Source organism: Streptomyces cavernae (assembly GCF_004023625.1).
In the GTDB taxonomy this organism is placed as follows: domain Bacteria; phylum Actinomycetota; class Actinomycetes; order Streptomycetales; family Streptomycetaceae; genus Streptomyces; species Streptomyces cavernae.
The window spans coordinates 43,561-60,776 of sequence record NZ_ML137714.1; the positions used below are offsets into that span (position 1 = coordinate 43,561).

15 protein-coding genes are annotated in these 17,216 nt (G+C 70.7%); 6 read left to right on the forward strand and 9 right to left on the reverse strand.

From position 1 onward, the window contains the following. Positions 1–3 precede the first annotated feature (3 nt). Positions 4–549 carry a 5-(carboxyamino)imidazole ribonucleotide mutase gene (gene purE, locus EF387_RS08170; RefSeq protein WP_128375837.1) on the reverse strand — a complete coding sequence of 182 codons (546 nt, stop codon included), beginning with the start codon at positions 547–549 and terminating at the stop codon, positions 4–6. Next, positions 546–1,685: a 5-(carboxyamino)imidazole ribonucleotide synthase gene (locus EF387_RS08175; RefSeq protein ID WP_128375838.1), complete on the reverse strand. Its 1,140-nt coding sequence runs from the start codon at positions 1,683–1,685 to the stop codon at positions 546–548. Before EF387_RS08175 ends, purE begins: the two co-directional genes overlap by 4 nt. Before the next feature lie 260 nt (positions 1,686–1,945). On the opposite strand from EF387_RS08175, the gene EF387_RS08180 reads away from it, so the two are divergent. Next, on the forward strand, positions 1,946–2,488 hold the full coding sequence (locus tag EF387_RS08180) for a GtrA family protein (protein WP_128375839.1): 543 nt from the start codon (positions 1,946–1,948) through the stop codon (positions 2,486–2,488). Between the two features lie 190 nt (positions 2,489–2,678). Here the strand turns inward: EF387_RS08180 and EF387_RS08185 are convergent, their stop codons facing one another. Both EF387_RS08185 and EF387_RS08190 read right to left on the reverse strand, forming a co-directional pair. Beyond that, a complete protein-coding gene (locus tag EF387_RS08185; protein WP_128375840.1) occupies positions 2,679–3,962 on the reverse strand; it encodes an ATP-binding protein in 1,284 nt (427 codons plus the stop codon). 67 nt (positions 3,963–4,029) lie between these two features. Further along, positions 4,030–4,707, reverse strand: a complete 678-nt coding sequence (locus EF387_RS08190) for a response regulator transcription factor (protein ID WP_128375841.1) — start codon at positions 4,705–4,707, stop codon at positions 4,030–4,032. A 329-nt stretch (positions 4,708–5,036) separates the two neighbouring features. Here EF387_RS08190 and EF387_RS46620 point away from each other — a divergent pair, with 329 nt between their 5' ends. From EF387_RS46620 to EF387_RS08200, 3 genes are read left to right on the forward strand one after another with little or no spacing between them, the layout of a single operon-like run. Further along, complete coding sequence (locus tag EF387_RS46620; RefSeq protein ID WP_155589747.1) at positions 5,037–5,192, forward strand: hypothetical protein; 156 nt, start codon at positions 5,037–5,039, stop codon at positions 5,190–5,192. Further along, positions 5,189–5,875: an ABC transporter ATP-binding protein gene (locus tag EF387_RS08195; RefSeq protein WP_128375842.1), complete on the forward strand. Its 687-nt coding sequence runs from the start codon at positions 5,189–5,191 to the stop codon at positions 5,873–5,875. The genes EF387_RS46620 and EF387_RS08195 overlap by 4 nt, the downstream gene beginning before the upstream one ends. Then, complete coding sequence (locus tag EF387_RS08200; RefSeq protein ID WP_128375843.1) at positions 5,872–8,271, forward strand: FtsX-like permease family protein; 2,400 nt, start codon at positions 5,872–5,874, stop codon at positions 8,269–8,271. Before EF387_RS08195 ends, EF387_RS08200 begins: the two co-directional genes overlap by 4 nt. A 111-nt stretch (positions 8,272–8,382) precedes the next feature. Here EF387_RS08200 and EF387_RS08205 read toward each other — a convergent pair whose 3' ends face one another. The 5 genes from EF387_RS08205 to EF387_RS08225 all read right to left on the reverse strand — a co-directional run bounded on the left by EF387_RS08205 (position 8,383) and on the right by EF387_RS08225 (position 13,920). Then, positions 8,383–9,459: a hypothetical protein gene (locus EF387_RS08205; protein WP_128375844.1), complete on the reverse strand. Its 1,077-nt coding sequence runs from the start codon at positions 9,457–9,459 to the stop codon at positions 8,383–8,385. 100 nt (positions 9,460–9,559) lie between these two features. Then, on the reverse strand, positions 9,560–10,258 hold the full coding sequence (locus EF387_RS08210; RefSeq protein ID WP_128375845.1) for an LPXTG cell wall anchor domain-containing protein: 699 nt from the start codon (positions 10,256–10,258) through the stop codon (positions 9,560–9,562). A gap of 330 nt (positions 10,259–10,588) precedes the next feature. Beyond that, positions 10,589–12,253: a TlrC/CarA/OleB/SrmB family ABC-F type ribosomal protection protein gene (locus tag EF387_RS08215; RefSeq protein ID WP_128375846.1), complete on the reverse strand. Its 1,665-nt coding sequence runs from the start codon at positions 12,251–12,253 to the stop codon at positions 10,589–10,591. Between the two features lie 511 nt (positions 12,254–12,764). Continuing rightward, the gene (locus EF387_RS08220; protein WP_128375847.1) at positions 12,765–13,274 is read right to left on the reverse strand and encodes an ATP-binding protein; all 510 of its coding nucleotides are present in this window, start codon (positions 13,272–13,274) and stop codon (positions 12,765–12,767) included. A 277-nt stretch (positions 13,275–13,551) separates the two neighbouring features. Next, positions 13,552–13,920 carry an STAS domain-containing protein gene (locus tag EF387_RS08225; RefSeq protein ID WP_128375848.1) on the reverse strand — a complete coding sequence of 123 codons (369 nt, stop codon included), beginning with the start codon at positions 13,918–13,920 and terminating at the stop codon, positions 13,552–13,554. A gap of 239 nt (positions 13,921–14,159) precedes the next feature. On the opposite strand from EF387_RS08225, the gene EF387_RS08230 reads away from it, so the two are divergent. Further along, positions 14,160–15,065, forward strand: a complete 906-nt coding sequence (locus EF387_RS08230) for an RNA polymerase sigma factor SigF (RefSeq protein WP_202918176.1) — start codon at positions 14,160–14,162, stop codon at positions 15,063–15,065. Between the two features lie 429 nt (positions 15,066–15,494). Then, positions 15,495–17,198 carry a ricin-type beta-trefoil lectin domain protein gene (locus EF387_RS49400; RefSeq protein WP_202918177.1) on the forward strand — a complete coding sequence of 568 codons (1,704 nt, stop codon included), beginning with the start codon at positions 15,495–15,497 and terminating at the stop codon, positions 17,196–17,198. The last annotated feature ends 18 nt before the right edge of the window (positions 17,199–17,216 follow it).

Below are 17,216 nucleotides of genomic sequence, written 5' to 3' on the forward strand. Positions count from 1 at the left end.
GCGTCAGCTCCCCGCGCCGAAGCCGAAGCCGGAGCCCGCGGCGCCCTCGACCTTGGCCCGCAGCCGCTTGCCCTTCTCCCGGGCCTGGTCACCCAGGTCCTGCTGGAACTCCCGCATTCTCACCAGGAGTTCCTCGTCGTGTGCGGCGAGCATCCGGGCGGCGAGCAGCCCGGCGTTGCGGGCCCCGCCGACCGAGACCGTCGCCACCGGGACGCCGGCCGGCATCTGCACGATGGAGAGCAGACTGTCCATGCCGTCCAGGTGCTTCAGCGGGACGGGCACACCGATGACCGGCAGCGGGGTGACGGAGGCCAGCATGCCCGGCAGGTGGGCCGCGCCGCCCGCGCCCGCGATGATCGCCTTCAGTCCGCGCTCCGCGGCCTGCTCGCCGTACGCGATCATCTCGTGCGGCATCCGGTGCGCGGAGACCACGTCCACCTCGTACGGGATCTCGAACTCGTCCAGGGCCTTGGCCGCGGCCTCCATGACGGGCCAGTCGGAGTCCGAGCCCATGACGATGCCCACCAGGGGGCCGACTTCGGTGGTCATTCGGTGATGGTGCCTCTCAGATAGCCGGCAGCGTGACGGGCGCGGTCCAGCACGTCGTCGAGGTCGTCGCCGTAGGTGTTGACGTGGCCGACCTTGCGGCCGGGCTTCACGTCCTTGCCGTACATGTGGATCTTGAGTTGTGGGTCGCGGGCCATGCAGTGCAGGTACGCGGAGTACATGTCCGGGTAGTCGCCGCCGAGGACGTTGACCATGACCGTCCACTTCGCGCGCGGGCGCGGGTCGCCGAGCGGGAGGTCGAGGACGGCGCGGACGTGGTTGGCGAACTGGGAGGTGATCGCCCCGTCCTGGGTCCAGTGGCCGGAGTTGTGGGGGCGCATGGCGAGTTCGTTGACGAGGATGCGTCCGTCGCGGGTCTGGAACAGCTCGACCGCGAGATGGCCGACCACGCCGAGTTCCTTGGCGATGTTGAGGGCCAGCGCCTCCGCCTTGAGGGCGAGTTCCTCGTCGAGGCCGGGCGCCGGGGCGATGACCGTGTCGCAGACGCCGCCGACCTGCTGCGACTCGACGACGGGGTAGGCGACCGCCTGCCCGTGGGGGGAGCGGACGACGTTCGCGGCGAGCTCGCGCACGAAGTCGACCTTCTCCTCCGCGAGGACCGGGACGCCCGCGCGGAAGGGGTCGGCGGCCTCCTCGGCCGAGTCGACGACCCACACGCCCTTGCCGTCGTAGCCGCCGCGGACGGTCTTGAGGACGACCGGGAAGCCGTCCCCCTCCGCGGCGAACGCGGCGACGTCCGCCGGGTCGCTCACGATGCGGTGCCGCGGGCAGGGCACGCCGATCGCGTCGAGCTTCGCGCGCATCACGCCCTTGTCCTGGGCGTGCACCAGCGCGTCGGGGCCGGGACGCACGGGGATGCCGTCCGCCTCCAGGGCCCGTAGGTGCTCGGTGGGTACGTGTTCGTGATCGAAGGTGATCACGTCGCAGCCCTGCGCGAAGGCACGCAGCGTGCCGAGGTCGCGGTAGTCGCCGATGACGACGTCGCTGACCACCTGCGCCGCGGAATCCTGCGGGGTGTCACTGAGGAGCTTGAACCTGATGCCGAGCGGGATGCCCGCCTCGTGGGTCATACGAGCGAGCTGGCCCCCGCCGACCATGCCGACTACCGGGAACGTCACGCACCCAGGGTATCGGCCCCGTCGGGGCCGGTTCCCTGCCCCGCCCCCGGACCCCGCTCGTCGCACGCCGGAGGGGCCGAAATGCTCCCCGTCGAGGAGAACCTCCGGCGAACCCCACAGGAATCAGCAATTCCGGGGCGGTTTCCGCTCAAAATTCGTCACAAGCGAGCCACATCCGAGCTGTCTCCACCGGCGCACCCGGGAACCGCTGGTTAGCATGGCCCCACTGACGTATTCGAACGGACGGGGGCCGACAGACCATGAGCAGGGGTTCCTCGGGGCTTCATGCGCGGCCCCCCAGCGCCGTCCGGCAGCGGATGGACCGGCTCATGCGCGAGGTGGCCAAGTTCGGCGCGGTCGGCGGCGCGGGGGTTCTCGTCAACTTCCTCGCGTTCAACCTGGTACGGAGCGTCACTGACCTGCAGGTGGTCCGCGCCAGCGTCATCGCCACGGTCGTCGCCATCGTCTTCAACTACCTCGGCTTCCGTTACTTCACCTACCGTGACCGCGACCGCGGCAGCCGCACCAAGGAGATGACGCTCTTCCTGGTCTTCAGCGCCATCGGCCTGGTGATCGAGAACGGCGTCCTGTACGTGGCCACGTACGGCCTCGGCTTCGACAGCCCGCTGCAGAGCAATGTCTGGAAGTTCCTCGGCATGGGCATCGCGACACTGTTCCGCTTCTGGTCGTACCGCACCTGGGTCTTCCGCGCGCTCCCGGCCCGGGAGACCGTCGTCAGGGCCGAATCGTTCCTCGAGGAGGCCCGCACACCGCGCCAGCAGCGGCAGCGTGTGCGCAGCTGAGCCGCCGGGCGGGCTTCCGCGCGGCATTGGCAGGAGTACCGCAGGGCGCTGAGCGAGCTTCCGCCGGGCGCTGAGGGGGCTTCCGCAGGGCGCTGAGCGGGCTTCCGCATGACGCTGAGCGGGCTTCCGCATGACGCTGAGGGAATCCCCGCAGGGCGCTGAGCGGCCTTCCGCAGGGCGCTGAGCGGCCTCAGCGCACCGTACGGTCCGAATGATCGTCCTTCGCCGCGGATTTCTTTCTGATGGGCGTGCGTGACAGGAACAGGCCGAAGACCGGTGGCTTGGCCTGGAGCATCTCGAGTCGGCCGCCGTCCGCCTCCGCGAGGTCCCGGGCGACCGCGAGCCCGATCCCGGTGGAGTTGCGGCCGCTGATGGCGCGCTCGAAGATACGGGCGCCCAGCTCGGCGGGCACACCAGTCCCCTCGTCGGTGACCTCGATGACCGCCTGGTTCCCGGTGACCCGGGTACGCAGCGCGACCGTCCCACCACCGTGCATCAGGGAGTTCTCGATCAGTGCGGCCAGCACCTGGGCGACCGCGCCCGGTGTGCCCACGGCCTGCAGATGCCGCTTGCCGGAGCTGACGATGGCACGGCCGGCGCTGCGGTAGGCGGGGCGCCATTCGGCGAGCTGTTGTTTGATGACCTCGTCGAGGTCGAAGGAGACCGCGGAGCCGGTGCGCGGGTCGCGGGAATTGGTCAGCAGCCGCTCCACCACGTCCGTGAGCCGCTCGACCTGGGCCAGCGCGATGGTCGCCTCCTCCTTCACCGTCTCCGGGTCGTCGGTGACGGTGATCTCCTCCAACCGCATGGAGAGCGCGGTGAGGGGCGTGCGCAGCTGGTGGGAGGCGTCCGCGGCCAGTCGGCGCTCGGCGGTGAGCATGCGGGCGATCCGCTCGGCGCTGCCGTCCAGCACATCGGCGACCCGGTCCAGCTCGGGGACCCCGTAGCGCCTGTGGCGTGGGCGGGGATCGCCGGAGCCGAGCCGTTCCGCGGTCTCCGCGAGGTCCGTGAGGGGGGACGCGAGCCGGTTGGCCTGCCGTACGGCGAGCAGGACGGCGGCGATCACGGCGAGCAGCGCGACCGCGGCGATGATCAGGAGGGTACGGCCCACTTCGCGGGTGACCGAGGAGCGCGACTCCTCGACGAGGACCGTCTCGCCCTCCTCCCCGTCGGCCTCGAACCGGATGACGTCGCCGCTGGGCCGGTCACCGATCTCGATGGGCCGCTGGCCGGGGATCTCGATGCGCGCGTAGCGACTGTCGGCGACCTGGTCCCTCAGTATGTCGGCGCTGATCCGCTCGTCCTCGAGCAGTCGGCTGTCCACGATGCCGGCCAGCCGCAGCGCCTCGGACTCCACGCGCTCCTGGGCACTGTTGCTGATCGTGCGGGTCTCGACGATGACGAGGGAGATGCCGAAGACGGCGATGACCACGAGCACGACGGCGAGCGTGGACTGGATGAGACGGCGACGCACGGGGCCCTCCGGGCAAGTGGTGTACGTGGACCAGTGTGCCTCGTGCGCGTGCCGAGTCCGTCGACCCTCAGCTCTTCTCGAAGCGGAAGCCCACGCCTCGCACGGTGGCGATGTAGCGCGGGTTCGCGGCGTCGTCGCCCAGCTTCTTGCGGAGCCAGGAGATGTGCATGTCGAGGGTCTTGGTGGAGGACCACCAGGTGGTGTCCCAGACCTCGCGCATCAGCTGGTCGCGGGTGACGACCCGGCCCGCGTCCCGCACCAGAACCCTTAGGAGGTCGAACTCCTTTGCCGTGAGCTGGAGTTCCTCGTCGCCCATCCAGGCGCGGTGCGACTCGACGTCGATCCGCACGCCGTGGGTGGCGGGCGGCTGCTGCGGCTCGGTGGCGCCGCGCCGGAGCAGGGCCCGAACGCGGGCGAGCAGTTCGGCGAGGCGGAAGGGCTTGGTGACGTAGTCGTCCGCGCCGGCGTCCAGGCCGACGACGGTGTCCACCTCGTCGGCGCGGGCGGTCAGGATGAGGATCGGCACCGCATGCCCCTCGGCGCGCAGCCGACGGGCCACTTCGAGGCCGTCCATCCCGGGCAGCCCCAGGTCCAGTACGACGAGGTCGACGCTGCCCTGCAGCCCCGCGTCGAGCGCGGTGGGGCCGTCCTCGCGGACCTCGACCTCATACCCCTCCCGGCGCAGGGCGCGAGCGAGGGGCTCCGAGATGGACGCGTCGTCCTCGGCGAGCAGTACACGGGTCATGGGGTGATGGTAGTCCGACCTGCGCCAGGGCTGGCTAGTGATCGGCAAGGGCCCACTTAGGAGAGCGGTGAGAACTTTCGCCGCTCACACCCCTCGCAGCACTGTGGACGCAACTCCGGCAACCGCAACGAAGGGGCACAGCGTCCACATCCCTTCCAAAGGCTCCGAAGTCCCCATGGACGGCGGACAGTTCACACAGGGCCCGGGCGTGACATCCGTGCGTACGAAGTTGTGACAAAACTTGGTGACCTGGGCCGACCGGCCTTCGACGGAAGCCTATAAACCTTGCGTATACATCCGGCGTATACGCCATACGTATAGTCGTGGCCATGTCCATCGGCACCACATCGCCCGGGCTCCAGGAGCCCGGGCGTCGCCTCGGCCACGACTGGCCGGCGACTCACGAGAAGCCGGCCGCGGATCGGCACCGGCAGGAAGCGACGGCCGCCCGCCCGGACGGGCCCACCATGGAGGTACGCGGATGAATGCCGCCGGTTCCCTGCTCACCGCCCACGACCTGCGCAAGACATACGGGTCGACGCCCGCCCTGGACGGCGCGGAGTTCTCCGTCCACGCCGGCGAGGTCGTCGCCGTGATGGGCCCGTCAGGCTCCGGCAAGTCGACCCTGCTGCACTGTCTGGCCGGGATCGTCACCCCCGACTCCGGCACCATCACCTACGCCGGCCGCGAGCTGTCCGCGATGAGTGACACCGAGCGCAGCGCGCTGCGCCGCAGCGACTTCGGCTTCGTCTTCCAGTTCGGCCAGCTCGTACCGGAGTTGACCTGCGCGGAGAACGTCGCCCTCCCGCTGCGCCTGAACGGCACGAAGCGCGCCGACGCCGAACGCGCCGCGCTCTCCTGGATGGAGCGGCTGGAGGTCGCCGACCTCGGCAACAAGCGGCCCGGCGAGGTCTCCGGCGGGCAGGGCCAGCGGGTCGCCGTCGCCCGCTCGCTGGTCACCCGCCCCAAGGTGCTCTTCGCCGACGAGCCCACCGGCGCCCTGGACTCCTTCAACGGCGAGCGCGTCATGCAACTGCTCACCGACGCGGCCCGCTCCACCGGCGCCGCGGTCGTGCTGGTCACGCACGAGGCCCGGGTCGCTGCCTACTCCGACCGCGAGATCGTCGTACGCGACGGAAAGTCCCAGGACATGGAGCGGGCCGCATGAGCAGCCGACTGACCCATCCCGATACGGACCTGGCCACTGCCGCCACCGAGCCGGACCCCGGACCCACGGCCAAGGGCACCACCTGGTTCCAGGACCTCCTCATGGGCGCCAAGTACGCCGTCACCGGCGGCAAGGAGGGGTGGATCCGGACCGTCCTGACCGCCGTCGGCGTCGGCCTCGGCGTGGCCCTGCTGCTGTTCACCACCGGCCTTCCCGGCGCGCTCGACGCCCGCGACCAGCGCGGACGCGACCGCATGATCGCCGAGACAGCCGAACGCAAGGGCCCCGACACCCTGTTGACGAGGGAGGAGAACACCCTCTTCAGGGACCACAGCATCTCCGGCACGGTGCTGCGGCCGGAGGGTCCCGACGCCCCGCTGCCCCCGGGCGTCGCCCGCTTCCCGGGACCGGGCGAGATGCTGGTCTCCCCGGCGCTGGCCGCACTCCTCGACTCCCCGGACGGCAAGGAACTGCTCGTCCCCCGGATCCCGTACAAGCGGGTCGGCACCATCTCGGACGCCGGCCTGATCGGGCCCGTGGATCTGGTGTTCTACGCCGGTTCCGACGACATCGAGGGATTCGCGGAGGTCCGGGTGACCGCCTTCGGCGACAAGTCCCCCGCCGCACCGTGGGACCCGATCCTGCTGCTCCTGATCACGGTCATCTTCGTGGTGCTGCTCACCCCCGTGGCCGTCTTCATCGCCACCGCCGTCCGCTTCGGCGGCGAACGCCGCGACCGGAGACTGGCCGCACTGCGGCTGGTCGGCGCCGACGCGGGGACCACGCGCAGGATCGCCGCGGGCGAGGCCGCGGCGGGCGCACTGTTCGGGGTCTTCGTCGGCCTCGCGTTCTTCCTCGGCGTACGGCAGCTCGTCGACGACGTCGACCTGGGGATCCCGACCCGGTTCTTCCCCTCCGACTTCGCCGTGAACCCGGCCCTCGCCCTGCTGGTCGTGCTCGCCGTGCCCGCCGCCGCCATCGTCGTCACGCTGCTCGCGATGCGCGGCGTGGTCGTCGAACCGCTGGGCGTGGTCCGCACCGCCAAGGCCGCCAAGCGGCGGCTGTGGTGGCGGCTGATCCTGCCGCTGGCCGGTCTGGCGATGCTCTACCCGATGATCGGGCAGGGCTCGGACCGCGGCGAGTTCAGCGAGTGGATGGTCACCGCCGGTGTGCTCCTGCTGCTGGTGGGCGTGACCGCGCTGCTGCCCTGGCTGGTGGAGATGGTGGTGCGGCGGCTGCACGGCGGCCCGGTCGCCTGGCAACTGGCGGTCCGCAGGCTCCAGATGTCCAGCGGCGCCGCGACCCGCCCCGTCAACGGCATCGCGGTCGCGGTGGCCGGTGCGATCGCCCTGCAGACCCTCTTCACCGGGGTCCAGGACGACTTCACCAAGGACACCGGGAAGGACACCAGTCGCGCGCAGCTCGCGGCGTTGATTCCGCAGCACATCGACAATGCCCGGCTACCCGAGATCACGAAGACGATCAGCGAGGCGAAGGGTGTCAAGAAGGTCACCACGCTGGGAAGCGTGGAGGCCGCCCCGGCCGACGACCCGCAGGAGGGATACATCTCGCTGACCGTCGGCGACTGCGCCGCGCTGGCCTGGGTCGCCAAGCTCGACAAGTGCTCCGACGGAGACCTGTTCCTGCTTCCCCCGGACAACGCCGACGACACCTCGGGCAGCGAGGTCAAGGCCGGCCAGGAGGTACTGATCACCCCCACGGGGAACGAGAGCGACGAGCCCGTCAAGCCGGTCCGCTGGACCGTCCCGGCCGACACCAAGACCGTCGCGGCCCGGCTCGACCCCAACGGTCAGCTGCTTACCGGCATCGTCGCCACCCCGGGCGCACTGCGGAACATCGAAACGGGCAGCCTCAATTACCACGCCTACATCACCCTCGACCTGAAGGTTCCGGACGTCCAGGAGCACGCCCGGAACGCGATCTTCAAGGCCGATCCGTCGCTGTACGCGATGCGGATCATGGACATCAGCACGAACGATCGCTTCGCGGCGGTGGCCAGGGGCCTGGTGGCCGGCTCCGCGGCGGTGATGATCCTGATCGGCATCAGCCTCCTGGTCTCCCAGCTTGAGCAACTGCGGGAACGCAAGAAGCTGCTCGCCGCGCTCGTCGCCTTCGGCACCCGCCGCCGTACCCTCGGCCTCTCGGTGCTGTGGCAGACGGCCATACCCATCGCCCTCGGCATCACCCTCGCCACCGCCACCGGTCTTGCCCTCGGCACGGTCCTGCTCAAGATGGTCAAAGAGCCCGTGCGGTTCGACTGGGCGGCGATCGGCGTCATGGCCGGTGTCGGCACGGGCGTCGTCGTCCTGGTGACCGCGCTGAGCATGCCCCCGCTGTGGCGCATGATGCGGCCGGAGGGTCTGCGCACGGAGTAGGCGAGTAACAGGCTGCAAGAGCGCGCCGCGCGCCGGGTGGGTCCGAGGACTCGCCCGGCGCGCGGCGGTCTTGCGCACTCGGACTTGGAAAAGGCCAGGCCCTGGAAACGCTCAGGCATTGCCCTTCGTCGTCGGACTGCCCTCCGGCGGGGCCGCGGGGAGCGGGCCGCCACCGGCACGGGGCGTGGGGGACGGATCGTCGGTGTCCGGGGCGAACCACGGCAGAGTCGAAGCGGTACCCGCCCGGGGGCCGGTCGCGGCCGAGCCCTCCGGCTTGGGCAGGCGGAAGGCGAAGTCGGGCATCCGCAGCCCCCGGTGACGGCCGTTCGCCCGGTACGGCCCGACGCGCTCGACCACGGCCATCCCGATGCGGAACACCGCGCCCGGGACGACGAGGCACAGCAGGATCCAGAAGAGGGTCACCCCCCAGGGACGGCCGACGCCCCACGGCTGTTCGGCGAGGACCTTGCCACCGGACTTCAGCGAGACCGTGTAGTCCCCGTGGGCGCCGGCCGCGAGTTCGACGGGCAGCTCGATGCGCTGCTTCCCGCCGGGCTTTATGGCGCCACGCCACTGCTGCTCCTGCCACTGCGGGGCGAACACACCATGGGAGGTGCCGACTTGGAACACGGGGTCCTTCACCGCGGCCTGCCCTATGTTGCGGACGGTGAACACCAGCTCGCGGGCGGGCGCCGCTCCGAACCAGGTGAGCAGCCCGCTGGAGCCCACCAGCCTGGTGTCGCCGAGCACCGCGAGACGGCCGTCGCCGACCCGTTGCGGAAGCGGCTCGACCGGGTGACCGGCGACCTGGAAGACGGCGTCCGCCTCGGCCTTCGGGCCGGTGATGGTGGCCACGTGCACCACGCACGGGCACGGCTGGGGCGGCTCGGCGACCGGCAACTCCCTGCTGAAGTCACCCTCCTTGCCGGTCGTGACGGTCCGGCCGTCCGCGTTGGCACAGGAGTTGGTGCCACCGGTCACGCCCGTCGACGGTAGGGACTGACCACAGATCAGCAGCATGAGAATGGTGTCCGGACGCCACCCGGTGCCGGTCACGGTGATCGAACCACCCGTACCCGCCTGGGACTTGGAGAGCTTGACGGTGGGTCCGTCCGCCGCGGCGGCGCCGGGCGCACCCGGTAGCAGCAGGGCCGCCACCAGGGCCAACACGGCAGCGGCCCCGGGCACTCGCCCGCTCCCCCACCCCCACACCGCTTTCTGGGACCCGCTCACGACACCGCTCCCGTCAACTCGACCTCCGTGACACGGCCGCCCGGACCCGCGCCCGCTAACGCATGGCGCGTTGCTGGTTGCGCCGGGTCAGCCACAGCACACCGGCAGCCCCGGCCAGCAGGACCGTCCCGCCGAGTGTGCCCAGTGCCACCGCGGAGTCCTCAGGACCCGTCTGCGGCAGCTCTCCCCCACCCGCGGGCGAGCCCTGACCCGAACCGGAACCCCCGCCGCCGCCGGCTGCCTCGACGTCGAGGGTCAGCGACGCCTCGGGGCTGTTGGTGGGCGTGCAGGTGGTCGTCGTGCCCAGCGCCTTGATGGTCAGAACGCCTGCCGTGAAGGTCACCTCGCCGGTCTTCGACGGGGTGTAGGTACCGCTCAAGTCACTGATTTTGATGGGGGTGTTGGCGGGGATCGCGGCCTCGTTGGCCGGCCCCGTCACGGTGAGCGTGCCGCTCTCGGCACCGCCCAGTTTGATGGTGGCGCTCGGGTTCATCGCGCCCTTGCCCAGTTCCACCGGGCTGGACGAGACGCCCTTCTGCCAGGACATCGTGATCTTGTAGCCACTGCCGCTCTCGGCGGCCTTGATGTCGATCGGCGAGACGGCGGACTTGTCACCGATCGGCGTCTTGCACTGGTAGCTGACGTCGACGACCTCGGCCTGGGCAGCCGTGGCGGCCATCAGCACCGCCGAGCCGGCCAGGGCCGCGGCGAACGCGAGCGCGGCGGTTCGTTTCTGGTACGTCCGGTACGGCACGGCTCCCTCATTCCTGACGGCACATCAGATGGGCCGTCAAGGTACGCCCGGTGCCTTGCCGAGGGAAGACAAAGTGCACGCCGGATCCGTGAGGATCCGGCGTGCACCCGGTGATGACCGAACCTCGGGTAACCCCTCACCGTGGGGCCCGGGTTGGTTCTCCGCCCCCGTCGCTACCGGTCCCAGGCGGAGGGGCGCGACCCGTCAGTGCGTGTGAGCATGTCGCCGGGGCGCGCCCGCCGGAGGACGGCGAGCGCGCACCACGGTGGCCCTGACGCGCTGCCGGTGGCAACGCCCACGATCCCCCCGGGGCGCCGGCCCCTCATTCGTTCAGCGCCCGCCGGCGACGGCTCCCTCGCGCAGTTCCAGCCGGGAGCCGGTGAACCGGGCCCGCATCCGACGGTCGTGGGTCACCAGGACGAGCGCGCCCGCGTAGGCGTCCAGAGCCTCCTCCAACTCCCCCACCAGTGCCGGCGACAGGTGGTTGGTGGGCTCGTCCAGCAAGAGGAGGTCCACCGGTTCACTGACCAGCCGCGCCAGCTCGATGCGCCGCCGCTGCCCGTACGACAGCTCCCCCACCCGCAGCCGCAGCGCCTCCGGTTCGAACAGGCCGAGCGACAACAGCCGGTCGGCATGCTCGTCCCGGTCACCGGGGCGGCCGTGGGCGAACGCCTCCAGCAGGGTCAGCCCCGGTGGCCATGGAGTCTCCTCCTGCCGCAGATGCCCGACCCGCCCGGCGACGCCCACGGTGCCCGCGTCCGGCCGCAGCTCCCCCGCCAGGACCCGCAGCAGGGTGCTCTTACCCGCCCCGTTGGGGCCGGTGACCAGCAGCCGCTCGGCCGGGCCGAGCCGCAGCCGGGGCACCTGCAGCCGGCCCGCCACGACAAGGCCGTCGAGCTGTACGGCCGGTGTCCCGCCCGAGCCGTCCGCGGTCGCGATACGGGCCGTGAGGGACAGCGGCTCCGGCGGCGGCGCCACCGGATTCGCGGTGAGCCGCTCGACCCGCTCCTTGGCGTTGCGGATACGGCCCATCGCGCCATGCGCACGCGCTCGCATCCGGAAGGCGCCGTGGCCGAAACAGGCCTTCGGCGCCTTGCGGGGGATGCCGTCCAGGCGCGTCACACCCGCCTCGGCGAGCCGACGGCTCCGGTCGAGTTCCGCACGCCACTCGTCGTACCGCTGCTGCCGACGCCGGCGTTCGGCAGCCTTGGCGGCGCGGTAACCGGCATAGCCGTTGCCGTGGCGGGAGACAGAACCGCCGTCGACCTCCAGAACGGTGGTGGTGACGCGCTCCAGGAACACCCGGTCGTGGGTGACGGCGACGACGGTTCCGCGATGGGCCCGCAGATGCTCCTCCAGCCAGCCCACTGCCTGGTCGTCGAGGTCGTTGGTCGGTTCGTCGAGCAGCAGTAGCTCCGGCTGGGACGCCAGCGTCGCGGCCAGCGCCAGTCGCGACCGCTCGCCGCCGGAGAGTGTGCCCAGCCGTCGGCGCCGGTCCAGCCCCGGCAGGCCGAGCCCGTGCAGCGCCGCATCCACGCGGGCATCGGCGCCGTACCCGTCGCGGGCCTCGTACTGCTCGGTCAGCCGGGCGTACCAGGCGAGGGCATCATCCAGCGCCGCGCCCTCGGGAGCCTCGGCCAGCGCGGCCTCGGCCCGCCGCAGCGCCGCCTCGAGCGCACGAAGCTCCGCCAGCGCGAGATCCACGGCGTCCTGGACGGTGGCCCCCGGGGGCAGGCTCAGCGTCTGGGCGAGGTATCCGGTTCCGCCGGGCGCGGCGACGGTCACCTCACCCGAGTCGGGCCGTTCCTCGCCGGCGAGGAGACGGAGCAGTGTGGACTTCCCGGCCCCGTTGTCACCGACGACGCCGGCTTTCTCACCGGGGGTGAGGCTGAAGGAAACCTGGTCGAACACGGTGCGGTCGCCGTACCGCTTGGTGACCCCGTGCACGGAAAGCTGTGAGGAACGTACGGAAAGTGACGAATATGGCGCACGCATGCGAAAGCCCCTGTTCTCGGCCATGCCGACAGAACGGATTCGTGAGGACGAATGAGCGCTACGACGGCGGAGCAGAGCTCTACGCGGTCGTGCGCGGGGCGATCACAGAGTTCCCATGCCGGTCACCGTACGCGACTACCCACCACCGGGCCAAGCGTTTTCCGGCCGATCGCAGCCGTTCATATGGCTGATGTCTTACGCATGCCTGCCTGCTCGCTCACCCGTACGGAGCCACTCGCATACTCAAAGCCCTGGTCCAGGATGATGGCGCCCACCACACCGGCAGGCGCAGACACACACGGGCGGTAGCGGCACAACGGCAACCCACCACGAAGCACTCACCACCAAGCAACCCGCCACCAAGCAGTCCCATCACCAAGCAACCCGCCACCAAGCAGTCCCATCACCAAGCAACCCGCCACCAAGCAGTCCCATCACCAAGCAACCCGCCACCGGACAGGCGCAGCTCGCGGCGCGGTGCTCCGATGCGGAGCATCGAGCCGGCGCGGTGCTAAGCCGGAGCCCCCAGCTCCGCCCAGACGGTCTTCCCCGCCACCCCGGGTGTCCGCAGCACTCCCCAGTCCAGGCACAGCCGCTGCACGATGAACATCCCGTGCCCGCCGGGCCGGCCCGCGCGATGCGGCGTGCGCGGGGCGGGCTGACCGCTGCCCCGGTCGGACACCTCGACCCGCAGCACCTTCCCGTCGCACGCGATCCACATCTCGTCCGGCCCCTCGGCATGCAGGCACGCGTTGGTGACCAGTTCGGAGACGACCAGCAGCACGTCCTCGGCCGCCGCCCGCCGATCGGCGGTGGTGGACGGCAGCCAACCCCAGTCGTGCAGCGCCTGACGGGTGAAGTCGCGCGCGAGCGGGACGACCGCCCCCTGGTCGTCGAAGCTCAACCTGCGCGCCTGGCGGCCGTAGCGCGCTAGTGCGCCGCCCCGGGGCACCCCGGGGGCGCCGTCGGCGCCCGGCTCCTGGCCGCGGTCGCCCGGCGGGTAAGGCCGGGTGGTGCTCATCAGCGCTTCACCTCACCGATTCACCGGTTCACAATTCAAGACTCAGTACGTCGGGACTCGATACTTCAAAATTCGGTACGCCGAAACTCGGTACGTGGAAATCCAGCACGTTCAACATTTTTCCGGCGCCCCACCGCCGCTCCAGCCTGCCGACATGTTCAGATGTCTCCTGCCCGAGCGAACGGACAGAACACCCACTGATTCGGCACCGAAGCCGTAATGGTTGTAACGAGCAGATAACGCCGGGCCCGCCGGGGAGTAACATCCGCCGGTCGGGCTACTCGGCGAGGGCCGAGTCGAGGGTTTCGTGCACGGTGAAGACGGCATCGGCCCCGGTGATCTCGAAAACCCGCGCGACCACCGGCTGCATGCCGACCAGATGCACACCACCACCGGCGGCTTCGGCCTTCAGACGGGCGCCGAGAAGCACGTTGAGACCGGTGGAGTCACAGAACTCAAGCCGCGAGCAGTCCACGACGAGACGGGACCGCCCCTCGGCGAGGCAGCCCTCGAGCGGCTCCCGCAACAGATCGGCGGTGTGGTGGTCCAGCTCACCCGCCGGGGTGACGACGGCGCTGGCGCCCTCGTTTCGCACTTCGACCAGTAGTCGACCCGACTGTGCGCTGCCGACCGTCCCGCGGTCCATGCCGTCACTCGCTTCCGACCGTCCGTGGCTGCTCTCTGACGCTCGAACATTACGCCCTCCGCGCGCCCTTCGACACCCGGAGAAAGGCTCAAAATTGGACAATTGCCCATTAAATGCACTTGCGGGAGGCCACGGAAAGCGGGTAGGGCTAGTAAAGACAGCTACCGAAACGGCCGGCTTTGGAGGCGCCGCACACCGCAGTGCACGAAAGAGGCATCGGCGGCCATACGCCGAGAACGATGGAGGACACCATGTCACCCCGGCTCGACGGATCGCATACCCAGCAGGCGACGTCGACACCCCCACCGGAACCCGAAGAATCCGACGCGTCCCCGGAGGCCCTCGCCGGGCTCCCCGAGATCCCCCCGTACGACGAGGTGGGACCCGCGGACGCCCGGGCCCTCTCCAAGACCCTCTTCGAGCGGCTCGCATCCCTCGAGGAAGGCACGCACGACTATTCCTATGTGCGCAACACCCTGGTCGAACTGAACCTCGCGCTGGTCAAGTTCGCCGCCGCCCGGTTCCGCTCCCGCAGCGAGCCGATGGAGGACATTATCCAGGTCGGCACGATCGGCCTGATCAAGGCGATCGACCGCTTCGAGCTGACTCGTGGGGTCGAGTTCCCCACTTTCGCGATGCCGACCATCGTCGGCGAGATCAAGCGGTTCTTCCGCGACACGAGCTGGTCGGTACGGGTCCCCCGCAGACTGCAGGAGCTCCGGCTCGACCTGGCCAAGGCGGGCGACGAACTGGCTCAGCAGCTCGACCGCGCTCCGACGGTGGGAGAGCTGGCGGAGCGGCTCGGCATCTCCAACGACGAAGTCGTCGAGGGCATGGCCGCGTCGAACGCGTACACAGCTTCGTCCCTCGACGCCCAGCCGGAGGAGGACGACTCCGAGGGCGCCCTCGCGGACCGCATCGGCTACGAGGACCACGGACTCGAGGGCATCGAGTACGTCGAGTCCCTCAAGCCGTTGATAGCTGAGCTGCCCTCGCGGGACCGCAAGATCCTCTCCCTGCGCTTCGTCGCCGGCATGACCCAGTCGGAGATCGGCGATGAACTGGGCATCTCCCAGATGCACGTGTCCCGGTTGCTGTCCCGCACCCTGGTGCGCCTGCGCAAGGGCCTGACACTCGACGAGTAAGACGAACGAGACGGCTCGACACGAGACGGCTCGACGAACGAGACGACGAGAAGAACAACAGGAAACAGAGGGACAGAGCACCTGCCTCCACCGCACGCCCCGGCCCCACCCGGGGCGTGCGCGCGTTGCGGCGCAGCAAGTCCCCGTCCCCCTCTACCCTCACCGGCATCCCACCGCCAGGCAGGCACCGGCCGCTTTCCAACCACTTCCAGACTTAGTACGGACCTAGGGCCTGCCAACCCCCCGCAAAAGAGACACACAGCCGGACCAAGGCCTCCACCGTTACCAAGTCGCGGCCTAACCATGCTCGTTACCGGAGGAAACACCTTTTCCCCCCGGAGCACCCTCGTTCACTATGGGCACCCCACGTACCGCCGGTAGCACAACCGCGGGCCGAGAACATGCGGGGTTTGCAAGGAGGGCCGGGGAATGACACGGGGCGGGCACAATGAGGACGGGACCTCGGCCGAGGAGGGTGTGCACACCACCGCTCCGGACGCGCGGCTGACCGAGCTGCTGCGCGGCGACACCGCCACCGCCTTCCCGGCACTGCGGGAACTGCGCCGCCGCTACCGCCCCTCCGTACTGCGGTACGCCCGCCTGTGCACCGCCGGGGAAGCGGCCGCCCGCCAGCTCACAGCCCAGGCTTTCGCTCTGGCGACACGTGACACCGCCCGCGGCACCGAACCGCCCGGCCCCTGGCTCCACCAGCTTCTGCTGCTGGTCGGGCGGGCAGCCGCCGCGTGGGCCACCGACGACCGCGGCGAACGCCTCGACCCCGGTCATCTCGCCCAGCTCCGCACCGCGGGCCCCGACGGGCTGGTCCCGCCGATGCTCGCCGCGTTCCAGGGCCTGCCGTCCCGTGTGCAGGGCCTCGTCTGGTACGGGATCGTCGAGCAGGTGCCGGACCCGGTCACCGCCGCCTATCTGGGCTTCACCTCGCAGGAGGTGTCGTACGGGATCGACGCGGCCTTCGACGCGGTGCGCCGCGCAAGTCTCAGGGAACGGCTGGCCCGCAGCGGCGACCCGCGCTGCCAGGACTTCCGCCGGCTGATCGAGGCAGCGGCGGATCCGGGCCGCCCCCGGCACAGCGCCGATCTGCACGACCACATGATGCGGTGCGCCCACTGCTCCGCCGCGTACGAGGAGCTGACCGCGCTGCGCGAGAGCCCTCGCGAGGCGTTGGCCGAGGGGCTGCTGGGCTGGGGCGGAACCGCGTACGTCATGGGCGGCGCGGCCGAGTCGCGCACCCCCGCCCCGCTGCCCCGCACGCGCTGGTGGCCGTCGCGCCGGCTAGCGCTCGCCTCGGCCGCGTTCGGGGTCGCGGTCGTGCCGCTGCTCGCCTACCTGCTGTCGTCGGGCGGTTCGGGCCCGGCCCCGATGTCAGCGGAGGAGACGAGACCGATGACGGCGCCCCCGGCGACGATCACGGCGACCGTCTCCCCCACTCCGTCGCCGACGCCGTCGCGTTCGCAGAAGGCCAAGGTCCCGGCGTCGAGCTCGACCCGCCCGGCCACGAAGTCCCCCACCCCGAAGCCGAGTCCGACGCGTGCGAAGCCCTCGGACCCGAAGGCGGCGAACGGCGGGTACGCGCAGTTCGTGAACGTCGGCACCGGCATGTGTCTCGACATCCGGGGCGGCGACATGGCCCTGGGCACGGATGTCTTCGCCACGCCCTGCTCCGCGTCGCGGACACAGAAGTGGCGCGTCGACACCGCCCGCGGGGTCATCCGGTCGTACGCGAATCCCGGCTTCTGCCTGGACAGCCGGGGCTACCGGGGCGGCGGGTACCCCGGAGGGGGCGGTTACCCGGGTGGTGGTGGCTATCCCGGCGGATACGGGGGAGGCGGCTCGTACAGCGGCGGCTCGTACGGCGGCGGTGGCTGGTACGGAGGCGGCTACGGCGGTGGCGACCACACCGGCTCTTACGACTGGGGCTACCGGACCATCGGGATCTGGGAGTGCTCCGCCGTCGACGGCCCCAACGGCATGAACCTGAAGTTCTCCGTGAACGGCGACGGAACGATCCGCCCGGCCGTCAATCCCTCCCTCGCGGTGACCGAGTACGGGGACAGCGTGGGCCTGACGGGCAGCCAGGGCCGCCCCGAACAGCGCTGGCGGACCGGGAACTGAGCCCCCGTCTGCGACGGG

Excerpts from the sequence above, each read along its gene's own strand:
- EF387_RS46620 (WP_155589747.1), top strand. The coding sequence starts at position 5,037 with ATGTCCATCGGCACCACATCGCCCGGGCTCCAGGAGCCCGGGCGTCGC.
- EF387_RS08225 (WP_128375848.1), bottom strand. The coding sequence starts at position 13,920 with ATGGACCGCGGGACGGTCGGCAGCGCACAGTCGGGTCGACTACTGGTC.
- EF387_RS49400 (WP_202918177.1), top strand. The coding sequence starts at position 15,495 with ATGACACGGGGCGGGCACAATGAGGACGGGACCTCGGCCGAGGAGGGT.
- EF387_RS08215 (WP_128375846.1), bottom strand. The coding sequence starts at position 12,253 with ATGCGTGCGCCATATTCGTCACTTTCCGTACGTTCCTCACAGCTTTCC.
- EF387_RS08200 (WP_128375843.1), top strand. The coding sequence starts at position 5,872 with ATGAGCAGCCGACTGACCCATCCCGATACGGACCTGGCCACTGCCGCC.
- EF387_RS08180 (WP_128375839.1), top strand. The coding sequence starts at position 1,946 with ATGAGCAGGGGTTCCTCGGGGCTTCATGCGCGGCCCCCCAGCGCCGTC.
- EF387_RS08230 (WP_202918176.1), top strand. The coding sequence starts at position 14,160 with ATGGAGGACACCATGTCACCCCGGCTCGACGGATCGCATACCCAGCAG.
- EF387_RS08195 (WP_128375842.1), top strand. The coding sequence starts at position 5,189 with ATGAATGCCGCCGGTTCCCTGCTCACCGCCCACGACCTGCGCAAGACA.
- EF387_RS08190 (WP_128375841.1), bottom strand. The coding sequence starts at position 4,707 with ATGACCCGTGTACTGCTCGCCGAGGACGACGCGTCCATCTCGGAGCCC.
- purE (WP_128375837.1), bottom strand. The coding sequence starts at position 549 with ATGACCACCGAAGTCGGCCCCCTGGTGGGCATCGTCATGGGCTCGGAC.
- EF387_RS08220 (WP_128375847.1), bottom strand. The coding sequence starts at position 13,274 with ATGAGCACCACCCGGCCTTACCCGCCGGGCGACCGCGGCCAGGAGCCG.